Genomic DNA, 16,410 nt, shown 5'->3' on the forward strand with positions numbered 1-16,410 from the left:
TAAGATCAGCATCAATAAAATGAAAAAGACAGGTTTATTCCTTTTCATCCTTGTGGCCATAGCTTTTGCCGCCTGTAAAAAGGCCAACTATGCCGAAGGTACCGTAAGCCCCATAGTGGCCCTGCTTGATGTAAGGCAGGTATATAAAGGCCAGGACGTGGTCCTGGATGAGAACAATTTGAACGGCGCCCGCCAGATCGTGGGTGTGGTGATATCTGACGCCGCATCGGGCAATACCCCAAGCGGTATACTGGTTATCCAGAACCTGCGCCGTAATGCCTTGCGGGGAATCTCGCTATCCATAGGAGCTGCTGCGGCCAACTATGCACCCGGCGACTCGCTGGTGATCGACGTGGCCGGCGCTACCCTTACCCGTGTGAATGGCGCCATGCGCATCACTGGTGTACAAACATCGGCCATTAACAAGGTCGCTACCGGTAAGGCCATCAAGGTACAGGCGATCAACACTGCTACCTTACAGGCATCGCCTGATACTTACGAGAGTACTTTGGTGACGGTGAGTAATGCCGTGTTAGAGCCTGAGCCCGTTACCGGCGACACCTTTGTAGGCGATAAGGTGATCAACGATGGTTTTGGTAAGATGACCGTGCATACCGAGGCTACCGCCAGCTACAGCAAAATACAGTTGCCGGGCAGCGCCAACATCACCGGTATCGCACTGGGCACTACCGCCAATGGTACTACGCAGTTGCAGTTGTGGCCTCGCAAGCAGGACGATATCTTCCAACTGGCGCTCATTAAACCATCGCCGATCATTATCACCGGTTACCTGACCGATCCTTCCGGTGCCGATAATAACCAGGAGTACATCCAGTTTATGGCCACCCGAGATATAGACTTCTCGGTCACCAACTTCTCTATCGTCACCTGTAACAACGCGGGCACCAACCCTGCACCGGCCAACGGCTGGGCCAACGGTGGTTCGCGTACCTACAAGATCAACCTCACCTCGGGTAAGGTGTCAAAAGGTAAATACTTTTATGTAGGAGGTAACAAGAACATTTGGGGTGCCGGCACTACCGATATCAGTGCCGCCAACTGGATCAGCAGTACACTGTACTCCAGCGGTGATGGTGCCGATTTCGGTACGGCCACTACCAACCTGCTGGCCAACAGTGGTAACGTTGCAGGTATGGCGGTGTTCAGCGGTACCAAGGTAGACCTGAATTCGGTACCTTTAGATGTGGTGATGTACGGCGGTAACGGAACGGTTTACTCGGCCGGCCCACCTGAGATAGGCTACCGCATCACCAATACCGATTATTACAGCACCATTAACCCGGTGAGTCGTGCCACGCAGAACTTCTATGGCGGCGGTACCAATACCGGCAAACTGGTACTACCGGCCACGGGCGCGTTCAGCATGCTGGGCGGCGTTTATGATGCCACCACCGGCCGCTGGGTAAGCGGGCGCAGCGTGACCAGCATCGTGCTCACCAAGACCTCGCAACTGACCGAGATCGAACAAGGAGCAAGCTTTACCAAGCTGCAGAACTAATACACGAACTGACCTAAGCAGGGGCATTAAGCTCCTGCTTTTTTAACGTTATCAATATCCATACAGCATGATCAACAGAAGATCCTTTATACAGCGCTCCTTGTTGCTTACCGGTGCCCTGGCGCTCCGTTTTAAAACTTCATTAGGCCTGGGCAGCATGCAGGCCGTTACCGGTAAGGTGACCGGTGCCGGCAAGCCATTGGCCAACGTATTGGTGAGCGATGGTTTCAACATCGTACCCACCGGTGCCGATGGCCGTTACAGCCTGACGCCCGATGCCAAGGCAGAGTTCATATTCATCAGCCTGCCATCGGGCTATGAGATACCGCATGATAACCAGGTGGCCCGCATTTACCACCGTTTGGCTCAAGGCGGCAGCTTTGACTTTGACCTGGTGCCGCTAAAGAAGAACGACAGCAAACACACCTTTATCGTTTGGGCCGACCCTCAGGTGAAGAACAAAAAGGACGTAGCGCAAATGATGGCGCAAAGCGTACCCGACACCCGCGACACGGTAAAAAGTCTTGGCGACGAACTGATCCACGGTTTGGGTGTGGGCGACCTGGTTTGGGACAATCATGAGCTGTTCCCGGCCTATAACGAGGCCATCGCAAATATCGGGATACCGTTCTTCCAGGGATTGGGTAACCATGACATGGATTACCGCCAGGGTGGCGACGAGACCTCTGACCATACCTTTAAAAAGTATTATGGACCTACGTATTACTCGTTCAACCGCGGCCGCGCGCACTATGTGATGCTGGACGATGTGCGCTACCTGGGCACCGAGCGCGAGTACGATGGCTACATTACCCAGCAACAGCTGGACTGGCTGGCCAAGGACCTTAAATACGTAAAAAAGGACGACCTGCTGTTCATCAGCCTGCACATACCGGTGTATAGCTCGGTAAAGAACAATAAAGATCTGTACAAGCTCCTGAAGCCATTCAAGAACGTGCACATCCTTTCGGGGCACACCCATTACAACGCTAATAATATTAACGAGAACGTATATGAGCACAATCATGGTACCGTATGTGGTGCCTGGTGGACAGGCCCTATCTGTGAGGACGGTACCCCACGCGGTTATGCCGTTTACCAGGTCGAGGGCAACCAGGTGAAATGGTACTACAAAGGCATGGGACTTGACAAGAGCGATCAGTTGGCACTTTTTGTAGAGGAACTGACCGGCCAACGCCGTATACTGGCCAACGTATACAACTGGGACCCGCAATGGAAGGTAGAATACTACGTGGATGGACAGTTGAAAGGCAAAATGGAGAACCAGATGGGTATGGACCCGCTGGCCGTTAAGCTGTACAAAGGCCCAGAATTACCGGCCGGCCGTACCTTCCCCGAACCGCGTGACACCGATCACCTGTTCATGGCGCATGTTGGTACCGATGTTAAGAACGTAAAGGTGGTAGTGACCGACCGCTTCGGCGATAAATACCATAAAGAATGGAACGGGTGATCCGCTGATCATTCATGACCGTCTAATAATGAAAAAGCCCCGAAAGATCTTTCGGGGCTTTTTCATTATGGGTAAATAAAGGTTCGTTATTACTTGATCACGATCTTACGGATGCGGTTGTTACCCAGATCGGCCACGTAGATGTTCTTAGCAGCATCAACGGTGATACCGGTCGGGCTCGAGAAGCGGGAAACCGTCTTGGCACCATCGGCAAAGCCTGAAGTGTTCACGGCGCCGGCAATAGTGTATAAGGCGTTGTTATCAGCAACGATGCGCATTATGCGGCCGCTTTGATCGGTCAGGTAAATATTGTTCTGTGCATCAATGGCAATGGCCGATGGCGAATTCAATGCATCGGTGATGTTCGGGTTACCAAAGTAGGCCGATACCACACCAGCAGTAGTGATCTTACGGATCTGGCTGTTGCCCAGGTCGGTCACAAATAAATTGCCGCTGCCGTCGATAGCGATACCTGTAGGGCGGCTAAAGGTGGCCAGGGTAGTAGCATCACCATTCATATAGCCTACCGCGCCGGTACCGGCGTAATTGGTCACCACACCGGCTGGCGTGATCTTGCGTATGCGGTTGTTGTTACGATCGGCCACGTAAACGTTGCCGGTGGCATCAACAGCTAAACCTTGTGGCGAGTTAAAGCGGGCCGCGCTCCCGGTACCATTGGATGAACCCGAGGTGCCATCACCGGCCAATATGGTCACCACACCGGCAGGTGTGATCTTGTATATCGAGTTAACGCCCTGGTCGGCCACGTACAGGTTGCCTAAGGCATCAAGCGCCAAACCTTGCGGGCTGTAGAACTTAGCGGTAGTAGCAGTACCTGCTTGAAAGCCCAGTTCGCCGGTGCCGGCATAAGTGGTCACCACACCCGCGGCAGTGATCTTGCGGATCAGGTGATTGAACGAGTCGGACACGTACAGGTTACCGGCCGCATCAGCCACCACGCCCTGCGGCGCATTAAAGGTAGCGTTGATGCCGGTGCCGTTAGCAAAACCTGCCGAGCTGTTACCCGCCAGGGTGCTGGTGGTCACGGTAGTATCGGCGGTGCCGCTGCTGGTGGTGAAGGTCACCAGTTTGCCGTAACCCACTCCGGCGCTGTTCTGGATGTAAGCGCGCAGGTAGTATTTAGTATTTGGAGTAAGGCCGGTCAACGCGCTCTTGAAATATAAGGCAGTGCCATCGCTGGTCTTGCTATCGCTGATAGTAGGCGCCTGGTTAGTTGCGCTCCAGCATACACCGCTGGCATCAATGGTATAAGCGGTACCATAATCGGTGATGTTGCCACCGCTGATGGCCGTGGTGCCGGTAACGCCATACACTACCGGCATCGTCTCTGAAGCGGGCGCTACGGTAGGTGTATCGGTCTTTTTATTGCAACCCGCAGCAGCCAAAGCGATCATTGCTCCGGCAAGCAGGTAATTCCTGATCTGTACAGATGTTTTAGGGATCATAAAAGTTCTATCATCAAGTTCACTTCACTAACACCACTGGTGGTCAAATATCCTTTACGCGGCCAGGGCCGTTATCGTAACAGGGTATTCGCTTTAAAATGGCGGTTCAAGGGGCTAAATTACTTATAATAAGTACAGCCTGAAATGCCGGGCTGTAATAATCCTGCTAATTACGCAACTCTTGAGCGCTGTACAGCAGGGGCAAGTGTTAAATTTTGTTAATGATGCACGATATCCGCCAAAACCACCTCGCGGTTGTGTTGTTGTAGAACGGAGGTTTTTACTATGCTACGCCCGATTATATATATACTTGCTTTATCTTTTTGGATGTTGACAGCTAACGCTCAGCAGCACAAGCAGGCCTTGCCGCATGGCATGGTATATGGCGGCAAGCCCTCCACCGTTGCGCTCATGCGTGCCGATAGCGTGGAAGAGGCCATGGGCAAAAAGGCCCGTACCTCAGCATCGGTGGTGGGCACCATATTGGAGGTGACCAAAGAGCAGGGCGGCTGGTTCACGATGGATGCCGGGCAAGGCCGCGTGATCAGGGCACATTTCAAGAACTATAAAGTAAAACTTCCCAAAGCTTTGAAAGGCCGGGAGGTGATCATGCAGGGCGTAGCCACCAAACAGTTCATTGCCGATGATGCCCAACCCCTTGCCGGCGACACCGTGACCGGCAAAAAGCAGCACCAGGTGAAGACCGACCCTAAAAAGCGTATCCTTTTTGAGGTTGCTGGGTTAATGATCAATAAGTAAGATGGAGTAGGTTAATGTCCTGATCATTTTCTTACATCTATAAAAACACAAAGAGCCGCTATCAAAGTGGCTTTTTGTGTTTATTTAGGCTGGTTGAAGGTCACGACCTGCATTACCATGACGGGTACCGGTTTGCCCTTGTAAATGCCGGGTAGCCACATGCCTTCGATCAGTTTTACGCAGCGTATGGCCTCGGCATTTAAGCTCGCCTCGGCCGGGCGGAGCACCTGGTGGTCTTTCACCTGCCCGTTCTCATCCACTATGTAGCCTATCCACACTTTGCCGCCGATCCCGTTGGCCACTGCGGTGCTTGGATAGCGCAGCGCATACACGATAGGGCGAAACTTGATCTGCTCACCGGGCACGAATATGGGCGGGCGGTCGAGGTGTACCCACTCTTGCTCACCATTCACCATCATTCCCCATAAGGCGGTATCGGCACGGGTAACGTGGTGATATTTCAACTGGCCGGTAGTGTGATCGTAGGTGTTCTCGGGTTGGCCGGTGTGGTCATAATACGTCCAGATGCCGGTAGGCTTGCCCTGAACGTACATGCCGGTGCCAACCACCTTGCCCAACATATCGTACTCCTGCCAAAGGCTGTCCTTCAGGTCGTTCTTGTAAAAGCCCTGGGTCATGAGCCGGCCGCTTTGGCTATGCGAGGAGTATAGGCCATGCTTGATCTTCTTATCGGCCTTCAACACCGTGAACTCTTCGTTATACCAGCCGTGATCTATAGTGATGCGTTTGGCCTTCTGGCAAAAGGCCGTGGTAACGGCGGCGGTCAGTAATAAGGTGATGAGTATCCTCATGGTATAGGTGTGCTTTGAAAGTACAAGATAGTGAATGTGCGCCAATAGCGGTTGCCGAATGATGCCCTTATCCACCTTATAACCGAAAATTTGACAGCCGAACCGAAATTTTGACAAACTGCGCAAAGCTGATGAACGGTGTGAACTGAAAATTTTTCAGTATCTCGTTAGTGCTCATACCGGCTGCGCCATTTGGCACACAGGTTGTTCATCATAAGGCAGATACGTTCTTTTTAAGTTTAATTATAACCATTGTTCAATTCATTTTTAAACGACCTTTAGAAAGGAAAACAAGCTATGACCTTAGTTAAATTTGATCGTGAGAAAAAGAACAACGCATTATGGCCAGGCTTTAATGACGTGTTCGAACCGTTCCTGAACGATTCATTTTTTACCGACCGTATGGTGAGCCGGGTGCCCGCCGCCAACATCAGCGAAACGCCCGACAATTTCCACATCGAGCTGGCCGCACCGGGCCTCAAAAAGGAGGACTTTAAGCTCAACCTCGACCGCAATGTGCTCAGCATAACCGTTGAGCAGCGCACCGAGAACAACGACCAGCACAAGAACTACAGCAAGCGCGAGTACGCATACAACTCGTTCGTGAGGTCGTTCACACTGCCCGAAAGTGCCGATGACAGCGCCATTGACGCCCAGTACACCGATGGCATACTGCTGATCAACATTCCTAAAAAAGAAAATGCCCGCTCGGTAAGCAGGCAGATAGAAATTAAATAAGTGTCCTCCAAACTCATGGATGTACATCCGGAAAGGGCTGCCGTAAGGCGGCCCTTTTTTGTTTTGCTGATCGGTGCCGATCCGCAGTGAAGGAATTAGTGATCTAACTCGGGCAATACCAGATCAGCGGCGATCGTCGTTAAATGAGGTTAGCTTTAATATGCCTAATTGATGGTCTTGAAACTCACGCTCTCTTTTGGCCCGCTTCCGGCGCGATCTGTTCTTTAACAGTAGCGTGGGTACCTGGAGGGTAGCGATCAGCGGCAACACCACCCACAAAATGATCACACGTAACCACCACCAGGTGCCACCTATTGGGCTTAATATCGGGTTGTTGTGCTCGCTCAGGTTAGTGTGCCCGTCAGGAAGGAAGAACCTATAAAAGTAAAGCGCTACACTGATCAGGAAACCGACCCCCACGAACTTGGGGAACAGGTTCATTTGCTTTATCGAAAAGACCTGGGCATCTTGTACCGTTTCTCCAAAAATATCTCCCGTGGCACCATCCATGCAAATGTTGTACTCTGTTGAACCCACACCATCTTCATAATGATAAACGGCCTTAGTGGTATAAAAGGGTAGGTAGGCTTTGGATACCGGGTCGAGGTCATAAGTGATGTCCATAGTGTAAAGCAGACCCGGGTGCTGGTCGGTCAGGCTTTTGTGTATAGCCGCCCGCACCATTTGCTGGCCATGTTTTTCCCAGGCCTTGCCTACACTCAGGCCCATATCCGTTCTCATGCCCTCTTCCACGATCTCTTTGATAGCGGGCTGCATTTTACGGGCACGAATATCAAAATTGGCTAAAGCTCTCCAGATAGGGTGCAGCGGAGCTTCTTCGGCCTCATCGATAGTGTTCTGGATGATGGCCCATAGTTTATTGTTGTAGGTGTTGTACCTCTCGTTACCCAAGGCAACAACCTGAAAAGTGTTTTGAAGCGTGCCGCTTTTGACCGCCTCGCGTTTGGGGGCAAGCTTCAATAGCTTCCTCAAAGCGTTATCGTTCTCTTTAAAAGCGGTCCACTCGCACGAGTATTTGCCTTTAAAGATGTATACAGGTACAAAGGTGTCCTCGATACCGTAAAACTCTGACCGTGATAGTATATCCCCCGGGTTATCCCGCTGGTCAACTATCCACTTTAAGACATTTTTTTTGAACTGATCTTTGCTTATCGTAAAAGGGGTGAAAGCGGCATCATCCAGTATCGACACTCCTCCCTTATCATTGCTGGCCTTGGTTTTAAAGCTGCTACCGCAGTATGCGCATTCATTGGCCAGCACATTCGCATTGTAAGTAAGGGCCCCTCCGCAGTTGGGGCACGTTGCATTATCAGGCATTTCAGATATCGAATTGTTTAACGCTATCGAGCGCATTAAGGCCCAACTGCAAATAAGTGATCTTTTGGCCAAGCGCTGTTAGCTCGTACGAGTCCTCATAGGCGGCCAGCTTTTCGATCTGCGCTTTGGCCTGCTCGGGGTTGGCCAGGCCCAGGTAGCAATTCAGTATGGCATAGTAGCACTTAGCTGCCGTTTTGCCGAACGAGTGCCCGCCCTCATAGCTCCAGATATCGGCATCGGGATAATTTTTGATGGCCAGTTCGAAAAGAGCTATCGCACGCTCGAACAGATCCAGGTTAAAGTAGCACATACCGGCGTTGAACAACGCATCATCGGCCAGATCACTGCTGGGGCTGTGTTCATAAATGTGCAAGAACTTGCTTGCGGCTTCTACATAGAAGTTACCGTTAGCCAATACCAACGCTTCTATGAACAACTCTTGTATGTTGATATCCATTATATAAGTTCGAGCAACTTTATCTTTTTCTGTTCAAATTCTGTTTGGGTAAGTATGCCCAGGTCAAGCAAACTCTTTAACTCTTTAAGTTTTTCAATTGGCGATGCAGTTTGCTGCCCGGTTACCGCAGCCGGGTTTGGGGTAACGGCGGCTGCCATGGTCTGCTGTACTATTTGAGGCATCATAAAACCCATGCCCAGGCCCATACCTGCTCCCATGGTTTGCCCTCCCGTTCCCTCGTTAAGCGCAACGTTCTCGATGGACATGGCCATTTTATATTTCATGAACTCGTCCATATTGCCGATGGCGGACATGCGTGAACGCTCATCGACCATTTTTTGCACCTCCTCGGGTACCGATACGGAGTTCACATAAAAGTCGTGAAGGGTGAGGCCGATGTTCAACAGGTCGTTCCGGATGGCCTCGCCAACGGCGGCAGATATCTGATCCAATGAGGATGGCATATCCAGCACCGTTTTAAAAGTGTTGCCCAGTACCGTGCTTAGTTTGGATACGATGATGTTGCGAAGGTAACCGGCAATGTCCTCATCGCGGTAGAGGCCGATCGTACCCACGATCTGGTTCACAAAAGTGCGGGCATCAGCGATCTGGATCGAAAATATCCCGAAAGAGCGCACCCTCACCATCTTCAGATCGGTGTCTCTAAACAGGATAGGCTCCTGCGTGCCCCACTTTAAATTGGTGAACAGTTTTTTGCTGACGAAGTATACCTCGGCCCTAAAAGGGGAATCAGGACCGTAACCAAAGCTGGTGACCCATTTACCGATCAGCGGTATGTTCATGGTCTCCAGCATGTACCGGCCAGCCTTAAAGATCTCGACAATGTGGCCGTCCTTAAAAAAAACAGCCTCCTGCGATTCGCGTACGGTAAGCTGGGCGCCCCATTTGATCTCGGCCGGGCCGGCATCTGGTACTCGTTTTACCATTACACTTCCCGAGTTATCCAAAAACTCGAGTACTTCCATGATCGCCGGCATATTGTGATATTTATGGAAGCTAATAAACAAAAAATTAGCTTAATAATAGAAATGGCCATGAAATAGAAATGCCCGCTGGGTAAGCGGGCAGATGGCGATCAAATATGTGTGATTCAATTTATGGATGAACTTAAGTGTTATTAGAACTCCCGCAATACAATAGAAGATGAAAGAAAAGAAATGCAATTTGTTCAACTGATATACAATTAGTTGTAGACTTGAGATGATTGGGAAAAATTGCGTTTCAATATAATTCTTGCAGTTAATTCGCTAGTTTCACATTACTCTATGAACATACTTAATTCTCCTAGGTTACGCGAACGTCGTCAAGGACTTGATTTATTTAACGAAATTATAAAAGATAAAAGTAAAAGCCTTCTCATTCATTATTCATGTGAATCTTTTATCACAAGTCACGGTAATACACCAAGAGTGACATCGATTTGTATCAAGAGCTTAAGTACTGGCCAAACAATCTCTTTTTCAATCCATTTACAAGCACAATTTGAAGGATTGGATTTCAAGAACTTAAGCGACAGTGAATATGATAGAGTTGAATTGTCAATGTTATCCGAGTTTTCCAAATACGTTAAAACACATACAAATTATAAATGGATTCATTGGAACATGAGGGACTCAAATTATGGATTTGAAGCTATTAATAACAGAATTAGAATCCTTCACGGTGAAATTTTTGATATAGGAGACGATAGGAAATATGACTTTCCTAGAATACTAGGATTACTATATACTTACGATTATGAAAAAAACCGCCCCAAAGGGCGTCTCTTAAATTTAGCGGAAAGAAACTCCTTTGGAACCATAAATGCGCTGACAGGCGCCGAAGAAGCAACTGCGTTTGATAATAAGGAGTATCTTAAATTACATATGTCTACATTAAAGAAGGTAGATGTGATTGAAAGTATCGTTCATGCAACGGAAATGGGCCATTTGAAGGTCAATTCATCGAAGAAATTTATATATGGTCTTACGTTCGCCGGCTTCTTCGCTTTAGTTAAAGAGACCCCTTGGCTACTTGTGATTTTTACAATAATCGGTTACCTACTGAATATTATTGTAGAGCCCATCGTAAAGGCAGCTTTTCATATAGATTAGTCGGGAGGCCTAACTTACTTTAAATAGAAAAACCGCCCTGTTCCCAAGGCGGCTTTTCTATTTGTATCTCGTTCACTTTGCAGGTGGGATGTTGAAACCAGTTCAACATGACCATGTAAGTGAATAAGTATCGGTGGTCCTCTGTTCTCAGCCCTCGGGCCTCGAAACAGATCACATCTTCGGCATCCGGCGCATCATGTTGGCCATGGCGGCGGGGTTGCTTACTTGTTTCATGATCTTGCGCATGTCCTCGAATTGCTTGATCAGGCGGTTCACCTCGGCCAGTTCGGTACCCGAGCCTTTGGCTATACGGTTGCGGCGGCTTGGGTTAATGCTGTCAGGGTTCGATTTTTCGTACGGGGTCATGGAGTTAATGATGGCCTCGATGTTCTTAAAGGCGTCGTCGCCGATCTCCACATCCTTCATCATTTTGCCCACGCCGGGTATCATGCCCATCAGATCTTTCATGTTACCCATTTTTTTGATCTGCTGTATCTGGCTGTAAAAGTCGTTAAAGTCGAACTTGTTCTTGCGGATCTTCTTTTGCAGTTCGGCAGCTTGCTTCTCGTCAAATTGCTGCTGGGCACGTTCCACGAGTGATACCACGTCGCCCATGCCCAATATACGCGAGGCCATTCGATCCGGGTGGAAAACGTCCAGCGCTTCCATCTTTTCGCCTGTACCAATGAACTTGATCGGCTTGTTCACCACCGAGCGGATCGATAGCGCCGCACCACCGCGGGTGTCACCGTCCAACTTGGTGAGCACCGCACCGGTAAAGTTCAAACGCTCGTTAAATGTCTTGGCCGTGTTCACCGCGTCCTGACCGGTCATGGCATCCACCACAAATAGGATCTCGTGCGGGTTAACGGCAGCCTTTACGCGCTCGATCTCCTGCATCATGGCCTCGTCAATAGCTAAACGGCCGGCGGTATCAATGATCACCACGTTGTTGCCGTTCTGCTTGGCCTGGGCTATACCTTCCAGGGCAATGGCCACCGGGTCTTTGCTCTCTAAGTTGGCATATACCGGTATGCCCACCTGCTCGCCCAGTACCTGTAACTGGGTAATGGCCGCAGGGCGGTAAATATCATCGGCCACTAAAAGGGGCTTCTTGTTCTTTTGTGTTTTAAGGAAGTTGGCCAGTTTACCGCTAAAAGTGGTTTTACCGGCACCGTTCAAACCGGCGATCAGGATCACGGTAGGCGTGGCCGGAAAGTTGAGTTCGGCCGTGCTGCCACCCATCAGGGCGGTCAGCTCATCGTTCATGATCTTAGTGAGCAACTGCCCAGGCGATATAGAGGTGAGCACGTTCTCGCCCAGTGCCTTTTGACGTACCTCGTCGGTAAAAGCTTTGGCGGTCTTATAGTTCACGTCGGCATCCAGCAGGGCCTTGCGGATCTCTTTCATGGTCTCGGCCACGTTGATCTCGGTAATGGTACCCTGTCCTTTTAATACTTTGAACGCTCTGTCTAACTTATCGGATAGATTTTCGAACATGCTGATATACTGCTTTATTTTGAGGTAACAAAGGTATTATTTTTTGGTGAAAGTGGGTTAAGGAGTTAGTAGGGGAGTTTTGTGTTCGATGCCTGTAGATCGGCTACCGCTTCTGGGCCGCGGGGGCCCTTTTACTTTTTGTCTTGAAACAAAAAGTAACAAAAAATTCAAGTCAGTTCCCTATGCTTTTTTGCCGCACAGGCCGTTGCCCTGCAGATCCCGGCAGCACCACGGGCTGTTCAGCTCTCGCGCCGCTGCGCCCGCGCTTTGCCCTGCGCTTCTGCAAAAGCTGAAAGGCCCTTTTCCAACCGCACATAGTCACCTTATGCTGCCCGGCTCTCGCCCAAAGCTGGGAACCGACGGGTTGGGGAAGTGACAGTAGCAGTGGTTAGCAGCAGTAGCAGTGCGAAGCACACGCGGCACGCGTGCGCCAGCGCAAAGAGGTGCATATTCAAATCCCCTCTTGAGAGGGGCAGGGGTGTGTCTCTCGAAGCGATAAGTTGATCATACGAACCGTATAACGTTAAAAAGGAGCGTGAGGCTAACCTGGCGTTATTAGTTCTCTCGTGGCTACAAAGAATAGCGAATGAGCGCCACCAAGCGATCAGTGAAACGCCTTTGCTTGTTCGACGTGCTACTTTTCTGATGGGATGTCGAGCTGCCTTGGCATGACGGGTTGGTCGGTTGGGTGGTTATTGTCCTCCGCAGAGATGGCTTCGTGCCTCGCCATGACGGAGTAGTGAGGGCTGGAACTACTCCTTAATGCTTGTGGACAAAGCCTACTTCGTGTATCGAAATGCTGTTACAGCCTGTAACAAAATTCCCCAACTTTCCCCACTTTTCATCATTGCGAAAGTCGTAAAAACCCAACTTTTTCCAGAAAAAGCATATAAAAAGCCAAAATGTAACACCCAATGTAACACTGAAACACACAAATGTAACACCGCGCTGGTGTATCAATGTGTCGCAAAGCGCCCATTCAGCCAACAAAACGACGGCTAATTATGAAATTGCTGATCAGCGTTCGGCAGCGTGTACAGGGTATCATTACCCTCACTTATCCTCAGCAAACTCTTCGCCTACGCTTTGGCGCAGGTCGTAAAGGAGCCATTGTTTTTTGGCGATGTCTTGCGTGTGCTGTTGTAGCAGTTTAATGAAGTCGTTCACGCCTACCGGCTCATTGCCATTACCATGGATGAGCACGATACTGCCTGCCTGGGGCTGTTGTCCTTTGGCCAGCCAGGCATCGGTACCCACGGGGATGAGTCCAAAATCGGTCACCTTTTTCACTACCTGCTGGTCAGACACCAACCCCGGGAAGCGGAAGAACACGGAGGGCGTCAACCCGTTGCGCAGCATGGCCTTTTCGTTCTCCAACACCTCTACGTTCATATCGGTGCCGGGCTCCAGCAAAAAGTTCTCCTTGAGTGGCAGGGTACTGCTTACCCGATGGTTATAAGAGTGGTTGATCCAGGTCACATCGATCTGGTGGTTTGCTTGTAGTTCCTTGAGCCAGCCCAGGTCGTCCTGATGTCGGCGCATCCAGCCCCCGGTAATGGAGAGCGCTATAGGTACGGGCCGTTCTACCTTGGCGAACGCGTTGATCATATCGGTGAACAGGCGCTTATCCAGCGGGCGGTGCGAGGGGCACAGGTCGGCCGTTAAACTGATGCCTGTCTCTTTAGGCATGCCGCGTTCTATCCCGGCATCCTGTATCACTACCGACTCTTTCTCCGCCTTGCTCAGGGCCTTTTCATAAGGCGTACGTGCAAAAAAGCTGCGTACCTGGTCAAGGCTCATGGGCTTAACGGTATATGAGGAGGCCTCGTTCACCTGCGTGTCGAGCGTTTGAGGGTCTACCAGTAAAAAGTATGTTTTGCCGTGATCACTGAATTGCCTTAAAATGATACGGTCTTGCGGGTAATGGCGTGCCCAACCATAGTATGGGCGGTAATTCCCGATGTGTGAATAATTGGCCTGGGCCGATACTTTTCCGGCCAGGCATACCATGATGGATAGGGAGCACCACAACACACGTTTGAACATAAAATCGAAAACCAGATGTTTTATAAATATGTTTGCACTAAGATAATTCATTCAGAACAGTAATTTTTGTGCCGATGGTCCGTCTTTCAGTCAACATCAATAAAATAGCTACACTACGTAACTCCCGGGGCGGCAACAACCCCGACCTACTGCAGGTAGCCAAAGATTGTGAACGCTTTGGTGCGCAGGGTATCACCGTACACCCGCGGCCCGATGAGCGCCACATCCGGTATGATGATGTATATGCGTTGAAAGACATCGTGACCACCGAATTCAATATAGAAGGTAATTGCGAGGAACAAAAATTCGTTGACCTGGTACTGGCCGTTAAGCCGCACCAGGTGACCTTGGTGCCTGACGCCACCGGGCAGCTTACCTCTAACCATGGCTGGGATACCATTACCCATAAGCGTTACCTGCAGGATATGGTGGAATGTTTTAAGGACGAAGGTATCCGGGTATCGTTATTCGTGGATCCGCTTAACGATATGGTAGAGGCCGCCGCCGAGACCGGTACCGACCGGGTGGAACTGTACACCGAAGCTTATGCCAGCCACTACAACTTCGGCATCGAACTGGCCGCTGCGCCTTATGTACAAGCTGCCGAGGTGGCTCAAAAGGTAGGTTTAGGCCTCAACGCCGGTCATGACCTCGACCTGCGCAACCTTAAATATTTTGCCCAGCATGTACCCGGTTTGCAGGAAGTGAGCATAGGCCATGCCCTGATCTGCGATGCCTTATACTATGGCCTTGAGAATACCATCCAGATGTATCTGCAACGATTGGTGTCCGAACAAAAATAAACCCATACTACATCAATATGGCATTTTGGATACCTTTAATAGGCGGCCTAAATGCCATATTTGTATCATACCATCATTTACTCGTTTGATGAACGAATTGAACTTTACGGTAACAGAGCGCTTTTTACGCTACGTTACTATCGATACCCAGTCTGACCCTGGGTCGCCCACCTGCCCATCCACCGAAAAGCAAAAAGACCTTGGCCGCATACTGATTCAGGAGCTACTGGACATGGGTATCCATGATGCCCACTTAGACGAACATGGCTATGTGTATGCTACCATCCCGTCCAATACCGATAAGGATGTGCCGGTGATCTGTTTTTGCTCACACATGGATACCTCGCCCGATTGCAGCGGGGCTGGTGTAAAGCCCATCATCCATCGCAATTATCAGGGTCAGGATATCGTATTACCTGATGATGCCAGCCAGGTACTTACCCCGGCCGATCATCCGCAATTGCGCAACCAACTGGGTAATGACATCATTACCGCCAGCGGCACCACCTTATTAGGGGCCGACAACAAAGCCGGTGTGGCCGAGATCATGGATGCCTGTAACCAGCTGCTACACCACCCGGAGATCAAACACGGAACGATCAAGATCCTGTTTACACCTGACGAAGAGATCGGTAGAGGGGTAGATAAGGCGGACCTCCAAAAGTTAGGAGCCTTTGCTGCCTATACCATGGATGGCGAAACGGCCGGCAACATGGAGAACGAGACCTTCTCGGCCGATGGCGCTAAGCTGACCATTAATGGGGTGAGCGCCCATCCGGGTTTCGCCAAAGGACAAATGCAAAGTGCCATCAAGATCGCCGGGCAGATCATCGCGGCCCTGCCGTTCGACCTGTCGCCTGAGGGTACCGAGGGAAAGGAAGGCTTTGTGCACCCGGTAGGTGTGAGTGGCCATGTGGAGCAAGCTACCATCGAGTTCATCATTCGTGATTTTAGTGATGCCAAATTGCCGGAGCATGCAAAGGTGATCGAGACCATTGTTCAGGAGGTGTTGGCCGATTTCCCGGGAGCCACTTACTCATTGCAGGTAAAAGAGCAATATCGCAACATGAAAAGTGTGCTTGACCAATATCCGCAGATCGTTGAGTATGGCATGGAGGCCATCAAGCGTACCGGCCTGGAGGCTCGTTTGTGCAGCATCCGTGGAGGTACAGATGGTTCGCGGTTGTCATTCATGGGCCTGCCCACACCTAACATATTCGCTGGCGAGCATGCCTTTCATGGTCGTCAGGAATGGGTATCGGTACAGGACATGCAAAAAGCGGTAGAGACCATTTTGCACCTTTGCGCTATTTGGGAAGAAAGGAGTTAGCGGGGCTTACAGGAGCGTTCGGCCGATAACTGGCACGCCTTTGCCCAAAGTGAG

14 protein-coding genes are annotated in these 16,410 nt (G+C 50.3%); 7 read left to right on the plus strand and 7 right to left on the minus strand.

The window, feature by feature from the left end; translation table 11 throughout:
* Positions 1-19 precede the first annotated feature (19 nt).
* Together LLH06_RS00660 and LLH06_RS00665 are read left to right on the plus strand one after the other, a co-directional pair.
* Positions 20-1,519, plus strand: a complete 1,500-nt coding sequence (locus LLH06_RS00660; protein WP_228171308.1) for a DUF5689 domain-containing protein — start codon at positions 20-22, stop codon at positions 1,517-1,519.
* A gap of 67 nt (positions 1,520-1,586) precedes the next feature.
* Positions 1,587-2,993 (plus strand): calcineurin-like phosphoesterase C-terminal domain-containing protein, encoded by a 1,407-nt coding sequence (locus tag LLH06_RS00665; protein ID WP_228171309.1) that lies wholly within the window; start codon positions 1,587-1,589, stop codon positions 2,991-2,993.
* An 89-nt stretch (positions 2,994-3,082) separates the two neighbouring features.
* On the opposite strand, the gene LLH06_RS00670 is transcribed toward LLH06_RS00665, so the two are convergent.
* The gene (locus LLH06_RS00670; protein ID WP_228171310.1) at positions 3,083-4,459 is read right to left on the minus strand and encodes an NHL repeat-containing protein; all 1,377 of its coding nucleotides are present in this window, start codon (positions 4,457-4,459) and stop codon (positions 3,083-3,085) included.
* A gap of 327 nt (positions 4,460-4,786) precedes the next feature.
* On the opposite strand from LLH06_RS00670, the gene LLH06_RS00675 reads away from it, so the two are divergent.
* Positions 4,787-5,218, plus strand: coding sequence for a DUF4920 domain-containing protein (locus LLH06_RS00675; protein WP_228171311.1), 432 nt, complete (start codon positions 4,787-4,789; stop codon positions 5,216-5,218).
* Between the two features lie 80 nt (positions 5,219-5,298).
* Here LLH06_RS00675 and LLH06_RS00680 read toward each other — a convergent pair whose 3' ends face one another.
* Positions 5,299-6,030, minus strand: coding sequence for a TonB family protein (locus LLH06_RS00680; RefSeq protein ID WP_228171312.1), 732 nt, complete (start codon positions 6,028-6,030; stop codon positions 5,299-5,301).
* 297 nt (positions 6,031-6,327) lie between these two features.
* Between LLH06_RS00680 and LLH06_RS00685 the strand changes: the two genes are divergently transcribed.
* Positions 6,328-6,768 (plus strand): Hsp20/alpha crystallin family protein, encoded by a 441-nt coding sequence (locus LLH06_RS00685; RefSeq protein ID WP_228171313.1) that lies wholly within the window; start codon positions 6,328-6,330, stop codon positions 6,766-6,768.
* Positions 6,769-6,891: 123 nt separating this feature from the next.
* Here LLH06_RS00685 and LLH06_RS00690 read toward each other — a convergent pair whose 3' ends face one another.
* Genes LLH06_RS00690 through LLH06_RS00700 form a run of 3 tightly spaced genes read right to left on the minus strand, consistent with a single transcriptional unit; the run spans position 6,892 to position 9,549 of the window.
* On the minus strand, positions 6,892-8,106 hold the full coding sequence (locus LLH06_RS00690; RefSeq protein WP_228171314.1) for a hypothetical protein: 1,215 nt from the start codon (positions 8,104-8,106) through the stop codon (positions 6,892-6,894).
* A gap of 1 nt (position 8,107) precedes the next feature.
* On the minus strand, positions 8,108-8,563 hold the full coding sequence (locus LLH06_RS00695; protein WP_228171315.1) for a tetratricopeptide repeat protein: 456 nt from the start codon (positions 8,561-8,563) through the stop codon (positions 8,108-8,110).
* The gene (locus LLH06_RS00700; RefSeq protein WP_228171316.1) at positions 8,563-9,549 is read right to left on the minus strand and encodes an SPFH domain-containing protein; all 987 of its coding nucleotides are present in this window, start codon (positions 9,547-9,549) and stop codon (positions 8,563-8,565) included. Before LLH06_RS00700 ends, LLH06_RS00695 begins: the two co-directional genes overlap by 1 nt.
* 300 nt (positions 9,550-9,849) lie before the next feature.
* Between LLH06_RS00700 and LLH06_RS00705 the strand changes: the two genes are divergently transcribed.
* Positions 9,850-10,677, plus strand: a complete 828-nt coding sequence (locus LLH06_RS00705) for a hypothetical protein (protein WP_228171317.1) — start codon at positions 9,850-9,852, stop codon at positions 10,675-10,677.
* Positions 10,678-10,848: 171 nt separating this feature from the next.
* Here LLH06_RS00705 and ffh read toward each other — a convergent pair whose 3' ends face one another.
* Positions 10,849-12,177 (minus strand): signal recognition particle protein, encoded by a 1,329-nt coding sequence (gene ffh, locus LLH06_RS00710; protein ID WP_228171318.1) that lies wholly within the window; start codon positions 12,175-12,177, stop codon positions 10,849-10,851.
* A 1,053-nt stretch (positions 12,178-13,230) separates the two neighbouring features.
* On the minus strand, positions 13,231-14,223 hold the full coding sequence (locus LLH06_RS00715; protein WP_228171319.1) for a polysaccharide deacetylase family protein: 993 nt from the start codon (positions 14,221-14,223) through the stop codon (positions 13,231-13,233).
* A 74-nt stretch (positions 14,224-14,297) separates the two neighbouring features.
* On the opposite strand from LLH06_RS00715, the gene LLH06_RS00720 reads away from it, so the two are divergent.
* Together LLH06_RS00720 and pepT are read left to right on the plus strand one after the other, a co-directional pair.
* Entirely contained in the window at positions 14,298-15,026 is a 729-nt protein-coding gene (locus LLH06_RS00720) for a pyridoxine 5'-phosphate synthase (RefSeq protein WP_228171320.1), read from the plus strand.
* 88 nt (positions 15,027-15,114) lie between these two features.
* The gene (pepT, locus tag LLH06_RS00725; protein WP_228171321.1) at positions 15,115-16,356 is read left to right on the plus strand and encodes a peptidase T; all 1,242 of its coding nucleotides are present in this window, start codon (positions 15,115-15,117) and stop codon (positions 16,354-16,356) included.
* Positions 16,357-16,410: the final 54 nt, after the last annotated feature.

Source organism: Mucilaginibacter daejeonensis, assembly GCF_020783335.1.
Lineage (GTDB): Bacteria > Bacteroidota > Bacteroidia > Sphingobacteriales > Sphingobacteriaceae > Mucilaginibacter > Mucilaginibacter daejeonensis.

Coding starts and splice junctions, on each gene's coding strand:
- LLH06_RS00685 (WP_228171313.1), top strand. CDS start 6,328: ATGACCTTAGTTAAATTTGATCGTGAGAAAAAGAACAACGCATTATGG.
- LLH06_RS00680 (WP_228171312.1), bottom strand. CDS start 6,030: ATGAGGATACTCATCACCTTATTACTGACCGCCGCCGTTACCACGGCC.
- LLH06_RS00695 (WP_228171315.1), bottom strand. CDS start 8,563: ATGGATATCAACATACAAGAGTTGTTCATAGAAGCGTTGGTATTGGCT.
- LLH06_RS00675 (WP_228171311.1), top strand. CDS start 4,787: ATGTTGACAGCTAACGCTCAGCAGCACAAGCAGGCCTTGCCGCATGGC.
- ffh (WP_228171318.1), bottom strand. CDS start 12,177: ATGTTCGAAAATCTATCCGATAAGTTAGACAGAGCGTTCAAAGTATTA.
- LLH06_RS00705 (WP_228171317.1), top strand. CDS start 9,850: ATGAACATACTTAATTCTCCTAGGTTACGCGAACGTCGTCAAGGACTT.
- LLH06_RS00670 (WP_228171310.1), bottom strand. CDS start 4,459: ATGATCCCTAAAACATCTGTACAGATCAGGAATTACCTGCTTGCCGGA.
- pepT (WP_228171321.1), top strand. CDS start 15,115: ATGAACGAATTGAACTTTACGGTAACAGAGCGCTTTTTACGCTACGTT.
- LLH06_RS00665 (WP_228171309.1), top strand. CDS start 1,587: ATGATCAACAGAAGATCCTTTATACAGCGCTCCTTGTTGCTTACCGGT.
- LLH06_RS00690 (WP_228171314.1), bottom strand. CDS start 8,106: ATGCCTGATAATGCAACGTGCCCCAACTGCGGAGGGGCCCTTACTTAC.
- LLH06_RS00720 (WP_228171320.1), top strand. CDS start 14,298: ATGGTCCGTCTTTCAGTCAACATCAATAAAATAGCTACACTACGTAAC.
- LLH06_RS00715 (WP_228171319.1), bottom strand. CDS start 14,223: ATGTTCAAACGTGTGTTGTGGTGCTCCCTATCCATCATGGTATGCCTG.
- LLH06_RS00660 (WP_228171308.1), top strand. CDS start 20: ATGAAAAAGACAGGTTTATTCCTTTTCATCCTTGTGGCCATAGCTTTT.
- LLH06_RS00700 (WP_228171316.1), bottom strand. CDS start 9,549: ATGGAAGTACTCGAGTTTTTGGATAACTCGGGAAGTGTAATGGTAAAA.